At 41.8% G+C, this 25,459-nt stretch carries 20 protein-coding genes and 2 pseudogenes; 12 read left to right on the top strand and 10 right to left on the bottom strand.

Going from position 1 to position 25,459, the window contains the following annotated elements:
• The first annotated feature begins 76 nt into the window (after positions 1 to 76).
• The 5 genes from AB1L08_RS10250 (at position 77) to srtB (ending at position 5,951) form a co-directional block, all read left to right on the top strand.
• The gene (locus AB1L08_RS10250) at positions 77 to 2,398 is read left to right on the top strand and encodes an NEAT domain-containing protein (RefSeq protein WP_413064558.1); all 2,322 of its coding nucleotides are present in this window, start codon (positions 77 to 79) and stop codon (positions 2,396 to 2,398) included.
• A gap of 91 nt (positions 2,399 to 2,489) precedes the next feature.
• On the top strand, positions 2,490 to 3,371 hold the full coding sequence (isdE, locus tag AB1L08_RS10245) for a heme ABC transporter substrate-binding protein IsdE (RefSeq protein WP_413064557.1): 882 nt from the start codon (positions 2,490 to 2,492) through the stop codon (positions 3,369 to 3,371).
• Between the two features lie 39 nt (positions 3,372 to 3,410).
• Positions 3,411 to 4,394, top strand: coding sequence for a FecCD family ABC transporter permease (locus AB1L08_RS10240; RefSeq protein WP_413064556.1), 984 nt, complete (start codon positions 3,411 to 3,413; stop codon positions 4,392 to 4,394).
• The gene (locus AB1L08_RS10235; protein WP_413064555.1) at positions 4,384 to 5,157 is read left to right on the top strand and encodes an ABC transporter ATP-binding protein; all 774 of its coding nucleotides are present in this window, start codon (positions 4,384 to 4,386) and stop codon (positions 5,155 to 5,157) included. Before AB1L08_RS10240 ends, AB1L08_RS10235 begins: the two co-directional genes overlap by 11 nt.
• Before the next feature lie 20 nt (positions 5,158 to 5,177).
• Positions 5,178 to 5,951: a class B sortase gene (gene srtB, locus AB1L08_RS10230; RefSeq protein WP_413064554.1), complete on the top strand. Its 774-nt coding sequence runs from the start codon at positions 5,178 to 5,180 to the stop codon at positions 5,949 to 5,951.
• Positions 5,952 to 6,201: 250 nt separating this feature from the next.
• Here srtB and AB1L08_RS10225 read toward each other — a convergent pair whose 3' ends face one another.
• From AB1L08_RS10225 to AB1L08_RS10215, 3 genes are all read right to left on the bottom strand, one after another.
• Positions 6,202 to 7,338 (bottom strand): MGDG synthase family glycosyltransferase, encoded by a 1,137-nt coding sequence (locus tag AB1L08_RS10225; protein ID WP_413064553.1) that lies wholly within the window; start codon positions 7,336 to 7,338, stop codon positions 6,202 to 6,204.
• 124 nt (positions 7,339 to 7,462) lie between these two features.
• Positions 7,463 to 8,065 (bottom strand): DedA family protein, encoded by a 603-nt coding sequence (locus AB1L08_RS10220; protein ID WP_413064552.1) that lies wholly within the window; start codon positions 8,063 to 8,065, stop codon positions 7,463 to 7,465.
• The gene (locus tag AB1L08_RS10215; RefSeq protein WP_413064551.1) at positions 8,062 to 8,778 is read right to left on the bottom strand and encodes a polysaccharide deacetylase family protein; all 717 of its coding nucleotides are present in this window, start codon (positions 8,776 to 8,778) and stop codon (positions 8,062 to 8,064) included. The genes AB1L08_RS10220 and AB1L08_RS10215 overlap by 4 nt, the downstream gene beginning before the upstream one ends.
• 1,161 nt (positions 8,779 to 9,939) lie before the next feature.
• Between AB1L08_RS10215 and ltaS the strand changes: the two genes are divergently transcribed.
• On the top strand, positions 9,940 to 11,883 hold the full coding sequence (ltaS, locus tag AB1L08_RS10210) for a lipoteichoic acid synthase (RefSeq protein ID WP_413064550.1): 1,944 nt from the start codon (positions 9,940 to 9,942) through the stop codon (positions 11,881 to 11,883).
• 130 nt (positions 11,884 to 12,013) lie between these two features.
• Here ltaS and AB1L08_RS10205 read toward each other — a convergent pair.
• Both AB1L08_RS10205 and AB1L08_RS10200 read right to left on the bottom strand, forming a co-directional pair.
• Positions 12,014 to 12,148 (bottom strand): annotated as a pseudogene (locus AB1L08_RS10205) (hypothetical protein); the annotation flags it as partial.
• A gap of 1 nt (position 12,149) precedes the next feature.
• Positions 12,150 to 12,703 (bottom strand): annotated as a pseudogene (locus AB1L08_RS10200) (NAD(P)/FAD-dependent oxidoreductase); the annotation flags it as partial.
• A 253-nt stretch (positions 12,704 to 12,956) separates the two neighbouring features.
• Between AB1L08_RS10200 and AB1L08_RS10195 the strand changes: the two are divergent.
• Both AB1L08_RS10195 and AB1L08_RS10190 read left to right on the top strand, forming a co-directional pair.
• A complete protein-coding gene (locus tag AB1L08_RS10195) occupies positions 12,957 to 14,231 on the top strand; it encodes a DUF3238 domain-containing protein (RefSeq protein WP_413064549.1) in 1,275 nt (424 codons plus the stop codon).
• A gap of 370 nt (positions 14,232 to 14,601) precedes the next feature.
• The gene (locus AB1L08_RS10190; RefSeq protein ID WP_413064548.1) at positions 14,602 to 15,138 is read left to right on the top strand and encodes a hypothetical protein; all 537 of its coding nucleotides are present in this window, start codon (positions 14,602 to 14,604) and stop codon (positions 15,136 to 15,138) included.
• Positions 15,139 to 15,907: 769 nt separating this feature from the next.
• Here AB1L08_RS10190 and AB1L08_RS10185 read toward each other — a convergent pair.
• The 4 genes from AB1L08_RS10185 to AB1L08_RS10170 form a co-directional block, all read right to left on the bottom strand.
• Entirely contained in the window at positions 15,908 to 17,287 is a 1,380-nt protein-coding gene (locus AB1L08_RS10185) for a GntP family permease (RefSeq protein ID WP_413064547.1), read from the bottom strand.
• A gap of 75 nt (positions 17,288 to 17,362) precedes the next feature.
• Entirely contained in the window at positions 17,363 to 18,370 is a 1,008-nt protein-coding gene (pdxA, locus tag AB1L08_RS10180; RefSeq protein WP_413064546.1) for a 4-hydroxythreonine-4-phosphate dehydrogenase PdxA, read from the bottom strand.
• Positions 18,363 to 19,679, bottom strand: a complete 1,317-nt coding sequence (locus AB1L08_RS10175; RefSeq protein WP_413064545.1) for a four-carbon acid sugar kinase family protein — start codon at positions 19,677 to 19,679, stop codon at positions 18,363 to 18,365. The genes pdxA and AB1L08_RS10175 overlap by 8 nt, the downstream gene beginning before the upstream one ends.
• Positions 19,676 to 20,446, bottom strand: a complete 771-nt coding sequence (locus AB1L08_RS10170) for a DeoR/GlpR family DNA-binding transcription regulator (RefSeq protein WP_413064544.1) — start codon at positions 20,444 to 20,446, stop codon at positions 19,676 to 19,678. The genes AB1L08_RS10175 and AB1L08_RS10170 overlap by 4 nt, the downstream gene beginning before the upstream one ends.
• Positions 20,447 to 20,697: 251 nt before the next feature.
• Between AB1L08_RS10170 and AB1L08_RS10165 the strand changes: the two genes are divergently transcribed.
• From AB1L08_RS10165 to AB1L08_RS10150, 4 genes are all read left to right on the top strand, one after another.
• On the top strand, positions 20,698 to 21,543 hold the full coding sequence (locus AB1L08_RS10165; RefSeq protein WP_413064543.1) for a MurR/RpiR family transcriptional regulator: 846 nt from the start codon (positions 20,698 to 20,700) through the stop codon (positions 21,541 to 21,543).
• Positions 21,544 to 21,567: 24 nt separating this feature from the next.
• The gene (locus AB1L08_RS10160) at positions 21,568 to 22,383 is read left to right on the top strand and encodes a GNAT family N-acetyltransferase (protein ID WP_413064542.1); all 816 of its coding nucleotides are present in this window, start codon (positions 21,568 to 21,570) and stop codon (positions 22,381 to 22,383) included.
• Entirely contained in the window at positions 22,373 to 23,482 is a 1,110-nt protein-coding gene (menC, locus tag AB1L08_RS10155; protein ID WP_413064541.1) for an o-succinylbenzoate synthase, read from the top strand. The genes AB1L08_RS10160 and menC overlap by 11 nt, the downstream gene beginning before the upstream one ends.
• 77 nt (positions 23,483 to 23,559) lie before the next feature.
• The gene (locus tag AB1L08_RS10150; RefSeq protein ID WP_413064540.1) at positions 23,560 to 24,642 is read left to right on the top strand and encodes a YkvI family membrane protein; all 1,083 of its coding nucleotides are present in this window, start codon (positions 23,560 to 23,562) and stop codon (positions 24,640 to 24,642) included.
• A 62-nt stretch (positions 24,643 to 24,704) separates the two neighbouring features.
• Here the strand turns inward: AB1L08_RS10150 and AB1L08_RS10145 are convergent, their stop codons facing one another.
• On the bottom strand, positions 24,705 to 25,457 hold the full coding sequence (locus tag AB1L08_RS10145; protein WP_413064539.1) for a hypothetical protein: 753 nt from the start codon (positions 25,455 to 25,457) through the stop codon (positions 24,705 to 24,707).
• Between the last annotated feature and the right edge of the window lie 2 nt (positions 25,458 to 25,459).

The raw sequence follows: 25,459 nt of genomic DNA, 5'->3' as shown, positions 1-25,459 counted from the left end.
CCTCCCCGTGATTTGTAGTGTATACAGGCTCCTTCAAAAATAGATTACTACTTTAAAACGAAAGATAAAAGGCATAATGCTTCATTTTCATGCGGTGTTGTGCCTTGAGCGTAGCGAAAGGAATGATTATAAAGATGAAGAAAAGGATACAAAGGTTGTTGAGTTTGAAGTATCTGATCTTGATCAAATCCTAAATGCCAAAGTTCATATTATTGTTCCATTTATTAATTACGATAATAAGTATGACATTCGCTTTAAATTTGATCCGAGCAAAATGGAACTCCAAAATGTGGAGAATAAGCCAGAGCCGATACATTTGGAGGATGGAAATTACACGATAGATCTTGAAGCCTTGCATGCTAAAGAAGATAAGCCATCTGGCATGGCAAGATACATTGAAAAAACAGCATCTTTGGCAGTAAAAGGTGGAAAAACCCTTCTGACGCTTACTTTAACTGATCATAAGACTGTTACAGGTTTTCAAGTGGAAGGAAAACAGCCAGTAACAGAAGATGTAAATGAAGCGAAGAATACGAGAGCAGTCACGTATGAGCTTGATCAATTAACAACGCTGATGAACGCGCAAGTGCAATATACGGCAGGGGCGCATAATGGTGACCAACCACTCCGTCTAGCATTCAATGAAGACAGTGTCACACCAGCAGATGAAGAAGAGGAAGAAGAAGATGGAGATACCGATCATCCGAAATATGCAGATGGAGTTTATAAGCTACCGTTTGTTGTGTGGCAAGCAGCGAAGGACGAACAATCTGTAGCGGATGAATATTTTGAAAAGCCGGCCCAACTGATTATAGAAGATGGAAAGTACACTGTCCAAGCTGAATTAAAGAACAGTTCATGGTGGCAATATTTCAAGGTGCAATCAGGTAATGATTTTGTTGATGTTACCACTGTTAGTGAAGATGTGAAGAAAGGTACAAGGATTGTTAAATTTAAAGTAGATGATCTTGATCAAATCCTAAATGCCAAAGTTCATATTATCGTGACAGGAATTCCTGGACTTGATTATGATAATAAGTATGACATCCGCTTTAAATTTGATCCGAGTGAAATCCCATTATCAGGGGAAAACCCGGGTGAGGAACCAGGAGAAAATCCAGGTGAGGAACCAGGAGAAAACCCAGGTGAGGAACCAGGGGAAAATCCTGGCGGAGAACCAGGACAAAAGCCAGGCGAAGAAGATTCAAAATACAAAGATGGAGTTTACACGCTGCCATTTGTCGTGTGGAAAGATAAAGAAAATGTTTCTTCTGTAGCTGATGGTTATTTTGTTAAACCGGCAACAGTCAAAATTGAAAAAGGGAAATATACGGTTCAGGCCACATTAAAAAATGGTTCGTGGTGGAAGTCATTCCAGACAGCTTTTGGCAATAAATTTAAAGAGGTAAAAACTGTAAGTGAGAATAAGAAGGATGATACACGCATCGTTCAATTTCCTGTCGAAGATTTGGATAAGATTTTAAATGGTAAAGTCCACATTATCGTCAAAGGAATTCCGGGTTTCGAATACGACAACAAATATGACATCCGCTTTAAGTTCCATTCAGACCAACTTAAGCTAATACAAAACGACGATAACGGATTTGTGGATGATAGCAAAGAACCAATCGGAGAAGACAATAACGGCAATAATTCGAATAATGGAAACCAAAACGGCAACAACAATGGCCAAAATGGTAGCAATGAAAATAAACAAAATCAAGCCATCGATCCGAGAAATTTAAAAGATGGAGAGTATTCGATTGAATATAAAGTATTAAAATACAATACGAACCAAACATCTGTGATGAATGATTATGTTGTTAGCCCAGGTCATCTGAAAGTAAAAGATGGAAAGAAACGTATAGCGATTACGCTAAAAAACAGTTCATGGATTACAGACCTTAAAGTCAATCGACAAGGGAAATTGGCTGCGCCAACCGTATTAAGTACGGACACGAAGGCGGATACTCGTATCGTGGAATTTGAAGTAGACGATTTATTTAAGAAACTGGATGCTTGGGTCAAAGTCGACTTTGACATTCCTGGCTTAAGCTATCACAACGAATATGATGTGCAGTTTGCTTTCGATCCAAATTCTATCAAGCTATTAAAACCGGGTGAAATTTACCCGCCAAAAGGCAAGGTAGAGGAAGCGAAGCAAAAGCCGAATGAAGAAACTAAGTCTGAGCAAAGCAACGAAGATAATGTCACGGTTCCTGCATTTGACCGTAACGGCGATAAAATCAATAAAAATAACAGTGGCATTACGAACAAACTGGGAATCAACCCTAAAACAGCCGATAAAGCAAAAATTATTTTATTCGCCACTTTATTAATGGGATCACTCCTTTTCTTAATCATCAAGTGGCGCAGAAAAACGGATACGAATCGTTAAGAAGTACGTTAAGTCGAGTCTTGTTGCCTCTGTTCTGGGTAACAAGACTCCTGTTTTGACAATCTCTCATACCATAGGTGGGAACACTTTTATGAAAAAGCAAATCCTTGTTTTATTAATGATTGTAAACATGTTGTTCATGGGTTGTTCATCCGGAGAAAATACAAAGAAAATGATAAAAGAGAATAATGATCCCGAAAATAATCGAATAGTAGCTACAACTGTAGCAGTGACGGAAATAATGGATGCATTAGAGTTAGATTTAATCGGTGTTCCAACAAGTTACAAAGATTTGCCTGAAAGATATGAGGGGGTTCCGGAAGTTGGAAATCCGATGAGTCCCGATATGGAATTGATTATGTCATTGCAGCCGAAAGAAGTGATGTCTGTGACAACATTAAAACATGATTTAGAGTCTGTTTTTGATGATGCCGGCATTCATACGCGATATGTAAATTTAGAAAGTATCGAGGATATGTATGCGGAAGTGTTAAAGATCGGAGAACAATATCATCGTCAAGAGCAAGCAGAGAAAATAGTGAATGAATTTGATAAAAAATTAATAGAAATTAAGAAAAAAATTGAAGGGAAACCTGCGCCTAAAGTTCTCATTCTAATGGGGGTTCCTGGAAGCTATTTAGTTGCTACCGATCGCTCGTACATAGGTGACCTGGTTGAAAAATGCGGCGGTGAAAATGTTTTTTCTGGCGAAAAAGTTGAATATCTCGCCTCGAATACCGAATACCTACAGCAATCAAATCCTGATATTATTTTACGGGCGGCACATGGAATGCCGGATGAAGTAGTAGAAATGTTTGATAAAGAATTTAAGGAAAATGATATATGGAAACATTTTGAGGCTGTAAAAAATAATCGGGTTTATGATTTGGAGGAGACTCTTTTCGGCACGACCGGAAACTTAGCTGTTTCCGAAGCATTAGATGTGATGGTAGAAATGCTTTATTCGGAATAAGAGTGAACATATCGTTGTTGAATGAAAAGGATGTTCTAAATGAAGAAAAAATGGCTTAGTTTTATGACAATAATTGTATTATTAATGATTGCACTTATTTATTCGGTCAATACGGGGAGTATCAATGTTTCTTTCGGTGAATTAATAAACGGGCTAATAACTGGTACAAATGGAGACGTTCAGGTCATTAGGGATTTGCGTCTGCCGAGGATTATTATTGCAGTGTTTGCAGGAGCGGCTTTATCCGTTTCAGGCGTGTTGCTGCAAGCAGTAATGAAAAACCCATTAGCAGAGCCGGGAATAATTGGTGTTTCGTCAGGTGCAGGTTTTATGGCGATGTTATTGGTGGCAATCTTTCCGACTTTATACTTTTATATGCCTTTGTTTGCCTTTTTAGGCGGCGCCTTGGCATTTTTTCTTGTCTATTCCATTTCGTGGAAATCAGGTTTAGATCCGTTGCGGATGATTTTAATCGGAGTAGCAATCAATGCGATTTTTACGAGTTTAAGTCAAACATTTAATTACCGGGGAAGTTATACAACAGCAATGGTACAGGAAGTAACAACATCCACATTAGCAATGAAGAAGTGGAGTGATGTGGAAATAATGGTTATCTACGGTACAATTGGATTAATTTTGGCACTCATTGTATATGCTTGGTGTAACTATTTGGCATTGGAAGATAAAACAGCGAAAAGCCTGGGATTTAATGTGAACTTAGCGCGTTTCGTCATTTCAGCGATTGCGGTGTTGCTTGCATCAGTCGCTACTGCCACTGCTGGATTGTTCGTATTTGTGGGGCTGCTTGTACCGCATATCGGCCGCATACTGGTTGGAACAGATCATAAAGTACTCATCCCTTTTTCTGCGCTATTAGGTGCACTATTTATTTTACTTTCCGATACACTGGGAAGAACATTAATAGCCCCAAATGAAATTCCTGCATCGATCATTATGGCGTTGATTGGCGGGCCATTTTTAATATTCTTACTTAGAAAGAGTGATCGTATCTATGGAAATTAAAGATATTACTTATTCATATGATAAGAAAACGAATCATCTTAAAAATATTTCCAGTAAGATAGATCAGCACAAGATTACGACCATTATTGGCCCAAATGGATCAGGGAAGTCAACATTGTTAGGAATATTAGCCAATAGCTATGCTCCGAATAAAGGGCAAGTGATCATAGATGGGAAACAGTTGCTTCACATAAAGCCAAAGGAACTGGCAAAAAAAATTGCCATTGTACATCAACAAAATAGGGCACCAGCCGATATGACAGTAGAAAAGCTGACAAGCTATGGAAGACTGCCGTACAAATCACTCTTTTCCAAACAGACATCTGATGATCAACAAGCTGTTGAATGGGCATTACAAAAAACAAATTTAATAGATAAGAAGAATAAAATGATCAGTGAACTATCGGGTGGCGAGCGGCAACGTGCTTGGATTGCAATGACATTGGCGCAAAGTACCCCGTATCTATTTTTGGATGAACCGACCACTTACTTGGATATTTATTACCAGTATGAGATATTGGAATTGGTCAAACAGTTAAATAGCGAAAATGGTTTAACAATTGTGATGGTGCTCCATGATATTAATCAAGCTATTCGCTATAGTGATACGATTATGGTGATGAAAGATGGGAAACTGATTAAGAAAGGCACCCCTGAACAAGTCGTTACTTCTGAATTGCTTCAAGAAATATACGGAGTACAGACGGTTGTCAAAATGGATGAGGAATCTGGTTTGTATATCCTCCCTTTGGGAATTCAATAATCCTTTGCTTGAGGTGGTTGATGATGGGCGGAAAACGGCAAAAGAAAGGAAGAATTGGACAAAAGGTGTTCACCATCTTATGTTTCATTGTCCTTGTTTATTCGGGATATGAGCTGGCGAGCATTTTCATCGGTTATTACAAAAATCGCCAGGTTTTGGCAGAAGTCCAGCAACTCTATTATAATGAATATTCCGCTGAAATCGATGAGGTCAAAGAAGGTGAGATCCGTCCTCAGTTTCATAAATTGCTTCAGATAAACCCTGATATCATAGGCTGGATCACGATTGATGATACGATGGTCAATTATCCGATCTTGCAGGCAGATACAAATGAATATTATTTATACCGGAATTATAAAAAGGAAAACTCTCGTGCGGGCAGTATTTTCATGGATTACCGGAATGATATTACTGCACATGATCGGAATACCATTATCTACGGCCATTCAATGAAAGATGGCTCCATGTTCAATCAGTTGAAGAAATTTCTTAATAAAGATTTCTTTGAATCGCATCAAACGATTTATTTTGATACGCTGTATGGCGCTTACGACGCGAAAGTGTTTGCCGTTTATCATACAACAACCGACTTTGATTATATTCAAACGGAATTTAATTCCGACGGAGAGTATGCCGCTCTTTTGCAGAAGATGATGGATGAATCCGTTCACTGGACAGATGTCGAATTGCAGGCTGATGATCAAATCCTTACCTTATCAACTTGTGATTCCATGCTGGATCCCGATAAGGGGAGATTTGTAGTGCAGGCGAAGCTGGTTCCGAGAAGTGGCTAAATGCTGCGCTTGATTACTATTGAACAGGGGAATGTCTGGGAAGGTAGGCAAACATCGGGACGGGCTTAGTGCCCGTTCTTTGGGATTTCTATTAAAAACGGTCACGATTAGAGACCGCATGCTCAGGCTGGGAAAGTATTTTCCTTATTGGGATAGTATTTCTTTTTATCGGCCAGTATTTCATTCTTGATTCTTCATTTTTAAGAATATCTCCTTCTCGGGCAGCCCATTAGAGGCCACCCGAGTTGCCTTAACTGAAAAGCGACTGTATGCGGTCTGTTTTTCCATCGAGTAATTGTTGGATGACTTGCACTATATCTTTCGGGTTTTTCAGTTCGAGCCCTTCATGATAAGCAGTCATTGCCTGTTCCCACCGTTTTATTTTAATATCATCATACAATGTATCAAGCAATTGTTTTTCCAGCGATACACCCTCCTTAAGATTGAAGACAAGATGTTGTGTTTCTAGATAGCGCATGTTCATTTCTTCTTGCCCGGGAAGGGCGGAATGAATGAAAATAGGAATTTTTTTTCGTAATGCCTCACTGATTGTGACACCTCCCGGCTTGGTAATAATGGCATCAGCTTCCTCGTAAAGTTGTCTCATCTCCAACCTTGATGAAAGGTATGGCAAAGGCTGGATAGATGCCAGGTTCCAGGAATGGATTTCCTCATACAGCCGCTTGTTTTTTCCGCAAAGCACCAAAAAATCAAAGTGTGAGGACTTCTTTAATTCCCGAGCTATGTGTAACATTCTTCCTAACCCGCAGTTTCCTCCGGAAATTAAAATTTTGGGGCGCCCTTCTGTTTTAATTGGAACTGTATTTTTCAAAATCTCTTCATGAACCGGAATACCGGTAACGATCAAGTTTTCATTCGTTATTTGAGTCGAAAGCTTTTCTTTTACCTCCCGGCTTGGAAGGAAATGAGCGTCAATCCCTTCTTTTCCCCAAACACTGTTTATAAAGAAATCTGTATAAACGTTAATAATGGGGATTTCACATCTTTGTTTCGATTTTATCTTACTTAAAAGATAGGATGGGAAGGCTTGCGTGCAAACGATTAAATCCGGCTTTTCTTCACTTAGTAGTTGCTCCATTTTTCTTATAAAATAAAATTGATACCCCTTGAAAAAGTAGTCCGTTTTGGATGGATCGGAAAAATAGTGTTTATAGGCGAGATGATATGTTTTTGGCGCATAACGGATCCATTTTAAGTAACTGTTTGTAATTACTTTTTCCAAAGCTTTATTTGCATAACTTAACAGCTCCATTTTTTTTATGACCATTCCTTCTGCATGTTCTGTTAATGCATCCATTAACGCTTCAGCTACTTGGTGATGTCCCGATTGCATTTGCAGCAAGGGTAAAAACAAAATTTTTTTCATTTGTTTCATCTCCTGTTCTATAAAATGCATACCCGCTGCAGTGAATCATTAACAAAAAATTGCTAGACCAAGAAAGCCATGTTCAGCAGCAGGAAGAGAGCCCCGGCCGGGAAAGTGCTCTAAGTCAATCAGGGGAATGATTTTGCTTCTTCTTTCTTAAAAGCTTGATGAATACATACATCACAAAGATAAATAAGAAAAAAACACCGATATAGGGCACGTATTTTGGATTAATATTAAATGCCGTTCCCGCGAAATATCCTGCAGCAATAAAAGGAAAAATCCAAAGCAGCGTCCCTAACAGGGAGAAAAGGACAAATTGAAAAAAAGGAACCTGTGCTATCCCGGCAAAATAGGGGCAAACCTGTCGTATACCCGGCATGTAAAAGCCAAATAAGATGGTTTTATGGCTATTTTTTTGAAATTGAAGTTGTACTTTGTTCCAGCGTTCCCTTGTAATTCCTACATACTTGCCATATTTATTGATGAACGGGTGTCCAACGTATTTACCAAAACCAAAGGCGGCAAGCATTCCCAAAAAGGCACCCAGAAAAGCACACAACGCTGCCAGTTGGAAGGACAGTTTATGTTGAACGATTAACACCCCGATTAAAAATAACAGTGATTCTTCGGGGGCAGGGACACCAACAATTCCAAAGAACAGAAATAAAAAGATGATCATGTATCCATATAAATCAATCTCGTTTAACAGCGTGTTTATATTCATAATGACCTCTTTTGATCGTAATGGCTGTTGCTGTCTATAGTTATAAACCGTCTTCCTTTTTTTATACTTTCCTTCAAGTAAACTTCCAGATTTTCCATCATATATTTGGGCGCTGTTTGGTCTGCCCCCATTGTTTTCCCGCAGTCATGAAGCAGCAGGATAGAACCGTCCTCCGGCACTTTGCGCAATTGATCAAGAAGGGTAGTCTTGCAGCTTTCAATCTTCCAATCTCTAAATACATGTGACCACATGATGGCCTCATAGTCTTTGCTTACATATTTTGTGAATAAATTAAAGTGTCCCCATGGCGGACGATAAAAGTTCACTTTTTCACCGATGCAATCCCTGATGGCTTTTTCTGTCATGCTTAACTGCCATTTTAAATAAAACGGCGGCAAGACCCAATTGGATAGATGATGAAAATGATGGATGCCAATTACGTGGCCTTCTTGATGCATGCGTTTAATGATTTCCGGGTGTTTTTTTACTTTGTTTCCCATTACAAAAAAGGTAGCTTTGATATGGTATTTTTTTAAAAGATCCAGCAGTGTCATTGTATATTCCGGATTAGGACCATCATCAAAAGTCAGGGCTATTCCTTTTTCTCCCTCGACTTTTTTGGTAATCCCTTTTCCATATGTTCTTATAACGATTGTAGGAATAATGGCATAAAATACAATGACAGCAAAGCTGGCAATCAATAGGTAAATCATTTCAGAACAGCTCACTTTCCACTCGGATGTATCGTGGAATGGAAGGTCCTTTGCGTATTTTATTCCCCCCATGTCCAAATGATAAGCCTTTTTTTGACAAGTGTTGGTGTTTACAATATTTTCCAGTAAAACGCCCATTTGGCGGGTTCGGGCAAGAACAAAAGGCTGAACAGTAACAGTTTAAGTTTGATTATTTTTCAATGCAATCCTAATACACAAACTGAACATCTTTTTTATAATGATACGTATATTTTTTTTCTTTTAATGTAATACCGTTTATTAACATTTTTAACATATACAATTGGTTTGTTCATGCTTATTGGGGATCTGTCTTTATTTTGCTCCTTTTTTACATGGCCTGCCATCGATTCACCTAACATTCACCTTACATTTTTGTCATATTAGAACGGCATGCACTATGTAAAAATGAAGATAGTAACTGAAAAGAAAACTCCTTTATAAAATAGACGGAAGCTTTGTCCAAATCTACTACAAAGGAGATTTTTAACATGAAAAATAATTGATTTTTTATTTTGTAAATCTAAAGTTTGCAATTGCAACTTTTCGTTTATTTAGTATGCTGCAATTCATTGGGCTTTTAATCCTTTTATTTGTACTATGTGCAGCTCCGACGGACAGGAGGTCCTAGTGCAGGCGAAGCGACAGGACGTCGCTGCCTGAGCCTGCCGACGGACAGGAGGTCCTAGTGCAGGCGAAGCGACAGGACGTCGCCGCCTGGCCTATTTTCAATTCTCTAAGCCAACAACCATGCCAATGATTCCAAAAATGTACAAAGCTGTAACGACTGTCCACGGTCCAAGCATTTGCTTCGATCATGTCTTTTTGATTTAAAAAAATTCGACATCGCTTTATATGGTCCAAGCATTGATTATTGGGGGTTTAATTGGCAGCCGCTTCCCAGCTTCCGAGTTTTTTCTTCACATTTCTGCAATTTTATTTTACATGGGAGCGTTTCCATTTCACCTTTTGGGTTTACTGTTTGGCAAACATGTGGTTTAATAATTTAGTATCAATTTTCATTAACGAGCTTCATATAAAGTAAAGTGAGCCAGTTAACAACTCCAAGGCAGAATGTTCGATATCTCTGTTTTGGGTTATTTTTTGTAAATTGACAGCCCTAGAATATTTGAGGTGGGAACGATGAAGAAATTCTTGAGTACAAAAACGGGCTTTTTTACAGTGATGGTACTTTTCTTCTGGATTAAAACGTATATTATCTACCAAACTGAATTTAACCTGGGAGTGAAAAATGGAATCCAGCATTTCCTGCTGTTCTTTAACCCGCTGAATTCCGCACTGATTTTTCTTGGCTTGGCCTTGTTTGCAAAAGGAAAACGGGTGGGCGTATGGTTGATTTCGATATATTCTGCGCTAAGTTTTCTATTATATGCCAATGTAGTTTTCTACCGCTTTAACAGTGACTTTATAACGATTCCGACTTTGACCCAGACTAGCAATTTTGGAAGTCTCGGAGGAAGCATTGCTAATCTGGTAGCATGGCACGATATTTTTTATGCGTTGGATATCATCATCATGATCGTCTATTTTGTAAAAGCAAAAGGAAATTGGTCACAAGATCGCATCAAGCTTCGCAAGCCTTTGATGGTTTTGGCATCAGGCGTTATATTGTTTGTTGTGAACCTTGGACTTGCCGAAATTGACCGTCCGCAGTTATTGCAGCGGACTTTTGACCGAAATTATATTGTCAAATATCTTGGAGCCTACAACTTTACCATTTATGATGCTGTCCAAAGCTTTAAATCTTCGAAACAGCGGGTAATGGCATCAAGTGATGATATGACGGAAGTTGAAAATTACACGAAGAGCAAGTATGCCCAGCCAAATCCCGAATACTTCGGCAAAGCGAAAGGGAAAAATATCATAAAAATACATTTGGAATCTTTCCAAACGTTCTTAATTGATTATAAGCTTCACGGGGAAGAGGTCACTCCTTTCCTGAATTCTTTGGTGCGTGATCCTGAATTTACGTATTTTGATAACTTTTTCCATCAAACCGAGCAGGGTAAAACAGCTGATGCAGAATTGATTATGGACAATTCATTATATGGATTGCCGCAAGGATCCGCGTTTGTCATGAAAGGGAATAATACGTACCAGGCATTGCCTGCGATTTTGCATCAGCATGGATATACAAGCGCGGTGCTACATGGCGATTATAAATCATTCTGGAACCGTGATGAAATTTATAAAGAGTTTGGTGTAGACGAATTCTTTGACGCCAGCTATTATAATATGGCTGATGAAAATGTCATCGGCTATGGCTTGAAAGATAAACCGTTCTTTGAAGAGTCCATCCCGATGCTGAAATCTTTGAAACAGCCGTTTTATGCCCATCTTATTTCGCTGACCCATCACCATCCATATTTGATTGATGATGAGGATGCAACCATTGCACCTGCCGAAACAGGTGATGCATCAGTGGATAGATATTTCCAGACAGCCCGCTATCTGGATGAAGCTTTGGAACAGTTCATAAACGATTTGAAAGCAGAAGGTTTATACGATGATTCCGTTATCCTCATTTATGGCGACCATTACGGTATTTCCGATAACCATAACCGGGCAATGGAGGAATTGATCGGAGAGGAAATCACTCCGTTGAAACATGCAGAATTACAGCGGGTTCCATTGATGATCAGAGTGCCTGGCGTAAAAGGCCAAGGCGTAAACCATGAGTACGCAGGACAAGTCGACGTCATGCCGACATTGCTGCACTTGCAAGGCATCAAAGCACAGGATTATATCCAAATGGGTACTGACCTTTTTTCAAAAGATCATAAAGCGTATGTACCGTTTAGAAACGGTGACTTCATGACTGAGAAGTTCAGCAAAATCGATGGTGTATATTACGACAACTCGACGAAAGAAAAGATCGAAGAACCAACGAAAGAAATGCTGGAAGTCAATGAGTCGGTCATCCGTGACCTTCAGTTATCTGATAAGGTGATGTACGGAGACTTATTGAGGTTCTATACACCTAACAAGGACTGGACTCCTGTAGATCCGAAACAATATTCTTACGGAAAACAGGAACATGAAAGGCTTTATGAGAAAGGGAAATAAATAAGTGCTGAAATCCAGGCGAAAGGAAACTATATGTTTTCTTTCGTTTTTTTCTTTTTGTGTTCCCGAAAATTACGATGGAAATTGGCATTCCCGTACTTTGATCTTTCATAGGCCATTTCACATTCGCTCTTTCGTTCCATATCCGGAGCGAGCCGTTTTCGATACCGAGGTTTTCAGCATCCAATCGGTTTATGAACAATTGGGGAGCCTTTTCGAGCTTTGCATGCTGTTCATTATTCGAAAATGTCGAGTTCAAAAAGTTTACGTATCTTTTTTTTACGGAAATAATCTTCCGCAAGGTACATGATTTTTTGGGGGGCACCGCCGCACTTTACCGGGGAATTCGGATGTGTAAACAAGGCTGTTCCGGAAGTGAAATTGCGAATCGTTTCCCATGTGTAGTGCACATGCTCAAATGAATAATTACTGCAGACATTTTTGGAGCCGAGTGCCTCTTTTAAACCTTTAACGGAGTCCCAGTCGATTTCGATTCCGGCAGCGACCACTAAGTAGTCATAGGTAACGGCTGTTTGATCTTTTAAAATAACTTTGTTATGATCTGGATCAAAAGCATCGACAGCTTGTGGAATCCAAACGGCTCCTTCCGGAATGAGGCTTTCCATATCACGCTCGGAATCTTCTTTTTTCGCGGCTCCTCCGCCAACAAGCGTCCATAGCGGTTGATAATAGTGTTTTTGTGCGGGATCATTATAGCTATGTCATTAGCTAAATGATGTGACTTCCGAAGTAAACGCGCTGCGACAAATATTCCGGCTGTGCCGGCTCCGGCAATAACAACTTTAAAAGAGTTTTTCATGCGTTAACCTTCTTTCTGACATTCTATAAAATTTCTACTCTAACCATAATCAAAGCAGGAGGCCGATGGTATAGGGGAAATCCCCTAATTAATAGAATTTGTGTCAGCACAGGCATTGATTCTTTACCTGGGATATTCCTTTTTCTGGCGCCTCACCCCAAAATGGCGATACAATATATAGAGAGCATTTCCTGAAAAAACTCACCTGACGAGATCATCACCATCCCTTCTTGATGCAGGATATGATGGGTTCTTGTCACTGGTTCAAAATGCAATTTTTCTAAGGGAAAGCGAGGACAATTATATGGTCAGGCGCTATTTGATACCGTTAATCAGCTTTATTGGAACAGCCCTTGTAATGATTGGTAAAAAGCTTCAGCAAAAGATGTCGTATCCAAAAAGCTTCCCGATTGAGTCGATTGAGCAGACAACAAATGACATCATTTTTCATTTTAAGAGCGGAAAGGGGCCGTTCCGGATTTACAGAGAAGGCCGGCTGATTTATGAAGGGGAGGATGAATCCTTTACGGACAGTGAATTGGCTGCGGGGACTGCCTATTTTTATACAATTGAAATAGGGGCCAGAAGAAGTTCGCCGGAACGGATAAAAGTCCAAACTTCAACGGCCGCTAAATTCAGGGAATCGGAGAATGTGCTAAAAGAATGCATTCAAACCACTATTATTTCGCGGTCTTTGGTTGCGATGGAGTGGGAGCCAATTGAAGGCGTTGAAGAATATGCCATTTACCAGAACGGCAAAAGAATTGCCAAAGTGGAAGAGCCTTTCTTTGTAGACCGCTGGGTAAGGAGCCAGGTGGCATATACATATCGCGTGTACGCTGAACGGCCTTTGCCGGGGTTTGAACAAGATTCGAATGATGAGAAGCTTCCGGAAGCCGCCATCGAAAAATTCCATATGACAAAAGTGTTGGATCCGTTGGAAGAGATATTAAAATCTGGTGATGCGCCATCCGAGAAAAAGGAATGGCAATTCCTGTATAAAACATTTTTGAGAAAGAGCTGGATAAAAAATCCGGATGACGCGTCCCCGTACCGCTATTTTAAAGGCGATGGGCGCGGCTTTGATCCCGCATCCAAGGATTACCGCTCGATGGCCGAAATTGTTGTAACAGCTGATGAATTTGAGATCAGGTTGAACAAAGACATAGGGAAAATGAAAGGGTATGGGATGCTGAGAAAATTGAAGGGGGAAGTGGTTCCTTCCGATGAGGGCATCTACTTGGAAGATGTAGAAGTGGAAGAGAATAAAGCTTCCTTCGTGTTGAAGCACTCGGTTGAAAATCCTTTGGCCGATGCGCCCGCCGTCGACTATCAAGTTTGGGCTGCTTTTTTACGGAGCGGATTTTATGACATTGCCGGAATGCATGAGCAGGCTCCCAATCACGAAGTGTATTTGAAGCATGGGATACAGCGATCATGGACAACCCTGCATCAAAGCGAGGGAACAGAGTGGCCGGCTGAACCCAATACTGTGATCTATTGGAGGGTTTCCAATTATAAAGGGTAGTCAGATGGATTATGTAAAAAATGATTTCAGGAAAAACAGAAGCTGGCCTTTAGGGAAGGGCCGGCCGTATTTTTTCAAAAAAGCTGATGAATTCAATCATAATACCGCCATTTTTAACTGTCCTGATCAGCATGGCATTGGCTGAAGCTTTGCAAAAAGCCATAGACTAAATGGAGAAGCATTTACTGGAATCATGAGATTTGGATGCCAATCAAATAGATTTTTTGGTAAAAAGCTGCTGGAATAACCGGGAATTTCCCGAAATCCGCAGCTTTTTTTCTTACCGAATCAATTAATGAGTTTGCCGCCTGAGCATTAGGGAAAATCATAAATACAATAACTTGATCATATAAAAAGAGGAGGAATGTATATGCCCGCGCCAATGATGTTGAACCTGTTAGCAGCCACATGTTTGTTCTTTTCTTATACCCCCGGGGATTCCGGCATACATACTCCACAAGCCATCCAGCTCGAGGGCAGCGGAGCGAACAACGTCAATGATAAAAGAGGGATGGAGAAAATGGCTGTTGATCTTGCGGACGATTTTATCCTTCCGCTTCATCCTGATGGAAAAAGCCTTGGCTTAAAAACGAAAGAAGACTATATGAACTATTATAAAAATGTAAGTGACTTAGATTTGGCAGAAGAGTTTCTCAACGCTTTTTTTATTGAGAAAAATGGAGTGCTGGAACACATTCCGACTGAGCCTCCGCTCTGGTTTGACAGCGAACTTCCATACGAATTCAAAAAATTAAGCGATACGGAGATGTCTATCAGCCAGTTCAGCTCCGTTGAATTATACGGGCCTGCGACATTGACCATCTTTTATAAAAAAATCAATGGAAACAAATGGATCATTGATGAAGTGCATTACGAAATGGAAAGCGAACAGTTGAATGAAATATGAAGGCGGCCTTCACACATAAGGCCGCCTGATTATTTTTTAGTACAGCTCTTTTTCAAAGAGCATATACTGGGCACGTTGCTAATCAGGCAAATATCCGAAAGGAAGATAGGATTTCCCCGCTGTTTCTTTTCCAAGAGTTAAAAATCATAAGGGTCCTATATAAAAATGAATTTTTGAATGCAAACGTAAAAATCTGACAAAAAGCCATTGCGTCTAGTCATTGATCTCCCATCCTTTTTTGACTATTCGTATTCTATACCCGAAAAGATCGGTAATGGGACTCCGTTCTTTGACCGTTTTCACCGAAATAACGCCAGCGCGGGCAATGGGAGCCCGTTCCTTTAACCGTTTTCGGGCGCGGGCAATGGGGTCCCGTTCCTTTGACCGTTTTCGGTGAAATAACGCCGGCGCGGGTAACGGCATTGGCTTGCCGGGCCAATTCATAATAAATACCGATCGTCTAAAATGATTGCGTGTTAAGCACTTACATTCATTGTATATAGATTATATAAGCGGAGCGGCCAGCGTTTTAAACATTGGCCAAACAAAAAATAGTGGCCCATGCCACTGGTGCACTTAACTGCACTCCTGCAATTATGAGAGCAGCAGATTGTCATTGACTCGGCTTCTTGCCCCATTCTTCTTAGTAGATAGACTTAAACACCCTCCAGCCTATTTAGGCGGAGGGTGTACAGCTTTTTTTGGCAGTTCGCAATTTAATCAATCCAAACTCCCACCTCTTACTTGTAAGAAAGACGCAGCGCTTTTCTTATCCGAAAATAGCGTTGACAATTAAAAGCATGACAAGGGAAGTTCCCCATGCCAAGGTAGTCGGGACGGACCAAGTCAGGATTTGCTCTTTCACATTTTTAATGCCGAGCATACGGTTGATTACCCAGAACAGGCTGTCGTTGAAGTATGAGAAAACCATGGCTCCAAGGGCAGCTGCCTGTGCGGCAAGCGCCATATTGACATCAAGTCCTGTCAAAATGGGGGCGGAAATAGATGCTGCCGTAATCATCGCAACTGTTCCGCTTCCCTGGATCAAACGTACAACTGAAGCGATAATAAATGGGATCAGGATAGCCGGCATTTGGATACTGGCAATCTGTTCCGCGATAAAATCGCCTGCCCCGCTTGTACGAAGTACGTTGCCCAGAGCGCCGCCTGCCCCTGTTACAAGCAGAATGATGCCGGAGGTCTGAATCCCTTCTTCCATTCTGTCCAGTGCCTCGGATTGTTTGACGTGCCCATAAAGCCCATAAATGGCAAAAATCAAGCCGATGCCAACTGCAATGATGGGTGATCCAAGGAAAGTAATATAATCATAAATGCCGCCGGACAGTTCAAGCGCGGCGAGCAGTGTATTTGCAAAAATCAACAGGATTGGAATGACAATTGGAAGCATGGCTCTCGTTAATGAGGGAAGATTCTTGGATTCACTGACAGCCAAATAATCCTCCACCGTGATTTCTTTTTCTGGGCGAATGTAATCAAGGCCTGTTTCATCCGGAATTTGATAGATTTTTTTTCCAAGCCATTTTGCATAAAAAACGCCCACAATAATAATGGGAATCGTCAAAACAAGTCCCCAAAGGATCATCATCCCGATATCCACTCCGAAAATACCGGCAACTCCGAGCGGGCCGGGAGTAGGTGGCACCGCATGGTGAGTAGCAGCCAGTCCGATGCCAAGAGCTACCCCCAAGGAAAGGACAGATTTACCGGTTTTCCTCGAAAGCGCTTTAACAAGGGATGATAAAATGACAAATGCCGAGTCAACAAAGATGGGAATGGAAACAATATATCCAGTGATTGCAAGCGCCCATTCTTCCTTGCGCTTTCCCAGTACTTTTACAATCGTATAGGCCATTCGCTCGGCAGCCCCGGAAACTTCGAGAATCCTTCCCATCATGACCCCAAAGCCGATCACGATACCTATCGAACCAAGTGTAGAACCAAATCCCTCAGTAATTGCCGTTACTACATCGGACGCCTTCATGCCCCCTACGAGACCGGTCACGGAAGCGGAGAGAATAAGTGCCAAAAAAGCATGAATCTTTGTTTTTAAAACTAAGAAAATTAAAAGGACTATCCCTAATACCAGGCCAAACATCATTTGGCCTCCTGAAGCTGTGACTTCTGCCATTTTTTTAACCCCCTAAATTTCTTATTTCATAACCCTCTTGGGAATCGCGTCCCAAGAGAGTTTACAACCTGTGTTTTATGAACGGAAGTTCGGAGCATATTTTGCGGCCAGTTTGATGCATTCTTCCATGCTGACACTGCTGGCGATGTTTTTGCCGGCGATATCGAATGCTGTTCCGTGGTCCACTGATGTACGCAAAAATGGCAGGCCGTTTGTAATTGAAATTGTCCGCTCGAAGTCGGTCATTTTTGCCGCAATATGACCTTGATCATGGTACAAGGAGAGAACAGCATCATATTTGCCCTGGAGTGCTTGGTAAAATACGGAGTCGGCTGGAACGGGGCCAACCGCGCGGTATCCTTTTTCAACAGCCATCTCAATCCCGGGTTTAATTTCATCAACTTCTTCACGGCCGAACAAGCCATTTTCCCCGCTGTGGGGATTTAATCCGGCAACGGCGATGAGCGGATTTTCGACTCCCAGACGTTTCAATGCTTCTTCACATCTCCCGATATACTCAAATACTCTTTCTTTGGTCATTTGGGAGATGGCATCTTTAAGCGATACATGGCGGGTCAGGAAGAAAATGCGCAGGTTCCTTACTTCAAACATTGTCAATGGGTCCCTGGAGTTCGTCAGATCTTCAAGCATTTCAGTGTGTCCTATATAGGGCACTTCGCCTGCTTTGAGAGACTCTTTGTTGATGGGAGTTGTAGCAATCGCTGCAACTTTTCCCTCCAGTGCAAGTTCCACCGATTTTTTAATGTACTGAAAGGCGGCCCGTCCGCATTGAGCCTGCACAACGCCCCACTCGAGATGATCGATGTTCAGGTTGTCGAGGTTTATCATATCAATGGTTCCGTGCTCATATTTGCCTTCTTCCGGTTCAGAAATCTCATTGATTTCAAGATTTGTGTGTGTAACGGCCAGTGCCTTTTTCATTACTTCAGTATGACCAACTACGACCGGTTTGCACACGTCATAAATTTCAGCTTTAGCCAGTGATTTGACAGTGATTTCTGGTCCAATCCCTGCCGGGTCGCCCATTGGAATGGCGATATGTGCTTTTGCTTGATTAACCATTTAGAACACTCCCTTTATGATGTGAAATCTTTGTTTGCATGTATTTAATACTCTTATAAATCGCCCTATTATCACCGATCATGCCGCCTTTTGTGACCACATGGAGACCATCAAAAAATCCGCCTGTAAATTTTCCGTAGGCAGTGAGCGGCAAAACTTCATCTTCAAGCTCTATACCGTTCGCATGGCCGATCGCACAAAGAGATGCCGTCACATCGCCTCCGCTAGAAAAAACGCCAGAGACCCTGTATTCCGCTTGTTCAATTATTTTGCGTGTGATAGTTGCAAGTCCGTCAGTAATCCGTTTTGCCAGCGCATCTTCAGAAACGCCATCTGCCTTTGAAATCGCCTTTAAATCCAGGCGTTTGGCAGATGGATGATATGTGGTGATGATAAGAATCGATTGGGATTTCAACGCCTCAACCCCTAAAAGGGCCGCCCGTTTCACTTCCATTTCCCAACTGCCACCAAAGCTTGCGAGTGCCTGCGGGTCGACAAAAATTGGTTCTGTATTCGTTTTGGCATATAAATAATGAAGTTGTCTTCCAGTTACAGAAGTGACACTTCCAACCGTTACCAACAGTTTTAGCTGATCGGCTTTTTTGTGTAAAAAAGCTTTTGAATAATAAGCGGTCAGGGGGCCGGGATCAACAGCAACCATTACATTTTCATGAACATTGGCCATCGCCGCAGCAATCATTTCAATCTGTTCGTCATTAACCGCATCAAATACGATAATCCTGTTTCCTTCGGATATTTTCACCTGAAGTTCTGCCGTAATGGCGTCTACACCTGACAAAGTGACGTCAAGGCCAATAAGAGTTACCTTGTAACTGCTCTGTTCCCCAATAATGGCAGGAATATACGATTTTGTTATCGGTGCGATCGGATCTTTGGCTGCATCCGTTTCTTGTACAGGCACTCCATCCACCAACAAATAACCGCCGGCGGTGGTTCGGCCTGAATCCGGGTACGAAGCAACTACAACGGCAATTGCCGCATCTCCGAGTTCTTCCAATACCGCGTCGATTTCAATCCCCAGGTTGCCTCTGGCTGTACTGTCAATCCGCTTGCAATAAACCTTTGCACCTCTTTCTTTAAATTGCTTGATAATTTCTTTGACCCGTTTTTTGGCGGTTTCCCTGTGAATATAGCGGCTGTCTGTATCAACGCAAATTGCATCATATTTATTCTGATCAGGCAGAGGAGCATTTTGGACAACTGTAATGGTTTTAAAACCTTGTTTCGCCAGCCTGACACCCGTTGCATTAGCCCCCGTCAAGTCATCTGCAATCACTCCGACATTCAATTGTGTTCGCCTCCACTAAAGTTGATGACTGTAGTTTCTTCATATGTTGCCCGCACACCCGCATCTAAATCATCATCTGTTATAATGCCCTCTATGCTTGTAACCGGGCAAACGGCAGAAAAGGATATTTTGTTAAATTTACTTGAGTCTATGAGTGCCCAAGTGGATGCCGCCGCGCCCATCATTAATTTTTTGATCAATGATTTTTCAAAGGAAGGGGATGTAATGCCTGCTTCGAGGTCAATCGCATGTACACCCATAAAGAAAAGATCTACATGGATGTTTTTGAAAAACTCCTGTGTCGGCCATCCCGATAAAGCTCCAACATGATTTTGCAATTCACCGCCGGCGACCATTACATTTAGTTCGCTATTCATTAATTCAACCGCTATTTTTATATCATTGGTTATAACGGTTAAGTCATTCCTGGTTTTTAAAAGTTTTGCCAATTCTAATGTAGTGGTGCCGGAGTCCAAAATGATGTTGGCGTTTTTGGGAATGAGCGATAAAGCACTTTTTGCAATCATTTTCTTTTGTTTCATATTTCGGTTTTCTTTCGATGAATAGGGAACCTCTCTTATAAGCGAATCAGGAGAAATGGCGCCTCCGTGTGTTCTGATGGCTTTACCCGTCTTTTCGAGTTCAGCAAGATCCCGTCGGATGGTCATACTTGAGACATTTAGCTCTTTTGCCAATTTTTCAATATCCACTTTCCCATTCGCACGAATTTGTGCTTCAATCCAATTTCGCCGTTCCAAAAGCAACATGCTGTAATCTCCTTTTTTCTGTTGTTCAATTATAACAACTATCATGTTCAATTATGTTATTTTTGTTCGATTTTGTCAATGTAGAAATAATAAAAAATAATCGAAAATCTCCTTTTCCTTTAATGCAAGAAATGTTCAGAAAAGTGATTGTATATAGCGAACAAATATGGTAAGTTTATAATAAACTATGAAGCTGAAACTTCATCATTCATGAATGGAAAAGTTTCCCCTTCTTCGTAAAGGTGAACGCAATGAAATTAACGGAAATGATTCAATCCCATTATGGACGTCTGTCAAAGGGCCAGCAAACAGTGGCCAAATATTTTCTTGAACAACCAAGGGAATTTGCCGTCCATTCAGCAAAAGAGATCGGGGAGATGATCGGGCTGAGTGAGACGACCGTCATCCGGTTTTGTTATGCCATTGGTTTGTCGGGCTATTCAGAGTTGCAAAAAACAGTACGCGATCAAATTATTTTTGAAAAAAGCAGTCTGACCCACTACTATTCTTCGAAAATGGAGTTGGCAGACGAGCCCCGTTTTTTTGAGCAGGTGATGGAAAGGGACCGCCAGCTCATTCGGGAAACAATCGGGCATATCAACGAAGTCGACTTCCACCGGGCTGTCGACAGTTTGGTTTCAGCCGAGCGGGTGTATGTATGCGGATTGAGATCGTCTTTCTCCTCTGCAAACTGGCTTGCCTTTTCACTTGGCATTGTAAGGGAGAACGTGCAACTGATCCGAAGGGATACAGACGATATTTTTTCCGCCATTACAGGAATGGACAGTCAATCTGTCTTTATTGCACTTTCCTTCCACCGTTATATGAAGGAAACGGTTCAGATTGCAGAAATGGCCAAAAGCAGTGGAGCGGTTATTATCGGCATTACGGATTCCCCGCTTGCCCCGATCAGAGAGGCAGCTGATATCCTATTGCCGCTTCATTCCATGGAAATGTCCACCCTTGACATTGCCCCCGCTTTGATTTCTTTCATCAATGCCATAGTTGCAGGCGTTACAATCAAGGATAAGCATAACTTCGAAAAACGGAAAGAAGCATATGATCAAATCAACAGTGATGGATTATTTTTTACTTAATCATCTTATAAAAGAGGTATTCAAATGATTGAGATACGAACACTTCATACTATTCATGAGCTGCAGCTCGTACAAAAATTGGAGAAAACCGTTTGGGAAATGGAGCCGATTCCGATTCATCAAACGGCCACGGCAGTCCGGAACGGCGGGTTGATGCTCGGTGCGTTTATTGAAGGAGAACTTGTCGGATTCAGCTACAGTTTTCCCGGCTATTCGGATGGGAATATATATTTATGTTCGCATATGCTTGGGGTTCATCCTGATTATCAGCATAAAGGAATCGGAAAAAAATTAAAGGAAGCACAAAAAGCTGCTGCCTTAAAAATGGGATATAAGTTACTGACGTGGACCTATGATCCATTGGAAAGCAGGAATGCATACTTAAATTTATCCAAACTGGGCGGCATATGCTCAACTTATATTGAAAATTGTTACGGGGACATGGATGATTCCTTAAACAAGGGTCTTCCTACGGACCGCTTCAAATTGGAATGGTGGATTGATCGCCGTTTCAACCTGCTGGACACTGGAAAAGCGTACCGGATTCCTTGGGAGTATGCCAAAAAAGAAATGCCAAAATTGGCGAATATTGAATCTCACTTATCTGAAATAGAGGATCATGATATCGTTTTTGTCCCGGTTCCTGCCTTTTTCCAGCAGATGAAACAGAAAGACAACATGCTTGTCATTGATTGGCGGATGAAGACACGGAATATTTTCCAAACATTGTTTAGCAAAGGTTATGTGGCCATCGCGCTTGAGAAAGAGCAAGAAGGACCTGTCCATTATTATAAATTGGTAAAAAGAGAATTATTGGAGGCGGAAAAACATGCGAATTAAGGAAGTTACGTTGCGCCATATGCAAATGAAGCTGAAGTTTCCATTTACAACGAGTTTTGGAACACTCCAGAACAGAGACTTTATTTTGCTTGAAGCGAAAGACGAGAACGGAAACAGCGGCTGGGGTGAATCGGTTGCTTTTCATTCTCCCTGGTACAGTGAAGAAACGATGAAAACAAATTGGCATGTACTGGAGGACTTTTTAATTCCGGCTTTATTAAATCAGGAGCTAAAACACCCTGACGAAGTTTCAGAGATTTTTTCCAATATACGCAAAAACAACATGGCCAAATCAACGCTTGAAGGCGCTGTATGGGATTTGTATTGTCAGGAGAAAGGCATTTCCCTTGCTGCTGCACTTGGCGGAAAAAAATCCAACATTGAGGTCGGCATCAGCATCGGCATCCAGGATACCGTGGAAGATCTTTTGCGCCTGATCGAAGGTCATATCGAAGAAGGCTATAAAAGGGTGAAAGTGAAAATCAAGCCGGGCTGGGACGTTGATGTCATAAGGGAAATCAGAAAACAGTTTCCGGACGTTCCATTAATGGCCGATGCCAACTCGGCATATACATTAAATGATATCGATACGTTAAAAGCGCTCGACGAGTTTGATTTAATGATGATTGAGCAGCCTTTGGCATCCGATGACATTATCGATCATGCTAGCCTGCAAAAAGAAATGACAACGCCGGTTTGTCTTGATGAGAGCATCCATTCATGCGAGGATGCGAGAAAGGCGATTGAATTGGGCAGCTGCCGGATCATCAATATTAAAATCGGCCGCGTCGGCGGTTTGACAGAATCCAAACGCATTCACGACTTGTGCGAAAGCCACGGCATCCCGGTTTGGTGCGGCGGCATGCTGGAATCGGGAATCGGGCGTGCACATAACGTTGCGCTGACGACATTGTCCAATTTTACGTTGCCTGGCGATACAGCCGCTTCTTCCCGTTACTGGGAAAAAGACATTATCAAACCGGAAGTAACTGTTGAGGATGGCTATATTACGGTTCCAGACAAACCGGGAATTGGGTACAAGCCGGACCTGGAAACAATCGAGAGCTTTACAACCAAGAAGAAAACATTTTCAAAATGACGGGAGGAAGGCATCCTCCTTCCTTCTTGTATAATTAATTGACAAAAAATTCAATCATAAAAAGGGGAGAACTCTTCATGAAAAAAAGTATTCAAATTGCAGGGGCATTTATTGGGCTGATCGTTGGAGCCGGCTTTGCATCTGGCCAGGAAGTCCTGCAATTTTTTACAAGTTTTGGCTGGGCGGGAGTTGCCGGGTCTGCAGTGGCAACCTTCTTATTTGCCTTTTTTGGCATGAATCTCAGTCAGCTGGGAAGTCGTCTGCAAACAACCTCCCATAAGAAAGTCATCTATCATATTTGCGGTAAATATTTGGGTATAGCCGTGGATGTCATTATGACTTTTTTCTTATTCGGGGTTACCGTTGTGATGTTTGCCGGGGCAGGTTCCATATTTGAACAGCAGTTTGGGGTTCCGGGAATCGCCGGGAATATTTTGCTTGCACTTATTACTATTTTTGTTGTATGTCTTAATATTCAGAAGATTATATCAGCTATGGGGATTGTCACTCCATTTTTGGTTTTGGCGGTTATCATGATTGCGATTTATTCATTGTCTACAATGGACGGGACTTTTGCGCAAATGCAGGAAACAGCTCATTCCCTGAAACCGGCAGCTTCCAACTGGGTGCTTGGTTCTTTCCTGTATGTTTCTTATAACATCGCTGCAGGGGCCGCGATGCTTGCGGTTATGGGCGGTACTGTAAAAGATGAAAAGACGGCCGGCTGGGGAGGAATTATGGGCGGTATAGGATTGGGACTTTTAATCTTCCTCATCAATATCGGAATGTTTGCAAAATTAGATACAATTTCTGGAGTCGATATGCCGATGCTCTATTTGGCAAATGAAATTTCCCCGATTTTTGGCGCGATCTTCGCCATCGTTTTATTAGGCATGATTTTTAACACCGCAGTGGGAATGCTTTACGCGTTTACCGCACGTATTGCCAATACGGATACCCCGCGATTTAAACTTCTTGTGATCATTTGCGGAATTGCCGCGTTTGGCGCAAGTTTTATCGGCTTTATTACACTTGTCGGAACAGTGTATCCTGCCATGGGCTATCTTGGATTTACGCTCATTGCAGCAATTGTCGTTGCTTGGTTCAGATCGAAACAAACACCGAAAGATCAAGATGCGGACATACCTGCATCTAAATAATGAATGTGTTGTCAAAGACACTTCTTGCAGACAAAGAGGGAGCCAACTGTATGTTGGCTCCCTTAATCATTATTATGTAAAAAAACAGCTATTAAAGGCAAGCCGCGGATAACGGAAGAATACTCGCGGATAAACGGAAAATACCCGCGTATAGCAGAAAATACCCGCGGATAACGGAAAATACCCGTGGATAACGGAAAATACCCGCGGATAACGGAAAATACCCGCGGATAAACGGAAATACCCGCGGATAACGGAAAATACCCGCGGATAAACGGAAATACCCGCGGATAACGGAAGAATACCCGCGGATAAACGGAAATACCCGCGGATAACGGAAAATACCCGCGGATAACGGAAGAATACCCGCGGATAACGGAAGAATACCCGCGGATAAACGGAAATACCCGCGGATAAACGGAAATACCCGCGGATAACGGAAAGTACCCGCGGATAAACGGAAAATACCCGCGGATAACGGAAAATACCCGCGGATAGCAGGAAATACCCGTGGATAACAGAAAATACCCGCGGATAACGGAAAATACCCGCGGATAAACGGAAAATACCCGCGGATAACGGAAAATACCCGCGGATAGCAGGAAATACCCGCGGATAGCAGGAAATACCCGCGGATAACGGAAGAATACCCGCGGATAACGGAACAGTACCCGCGGATAAACGGAAGAATACCCGCGGATAACGAAAGAATACCCGCGGATAAACGGAAATACCCGCAGATAAACGGAAATACCCGCGTATAGCAGAAAATACCCGCGGATAACGGAAGAATACCCGCGGATAACAGAAAACACTC

The organism is Siminovitchia jepli (assembly GCF_047228825.1).
Lineage (GTDB): Bacteria > Bacillota > Bacilli > Bacillales > Bacillaceae_C > Siminovitchia.
The sequence above is the reverse complement of the archived record's forward strand: the minus strand, read 5'-3'. Positions and strand labels throughout refer to the sequence as shown.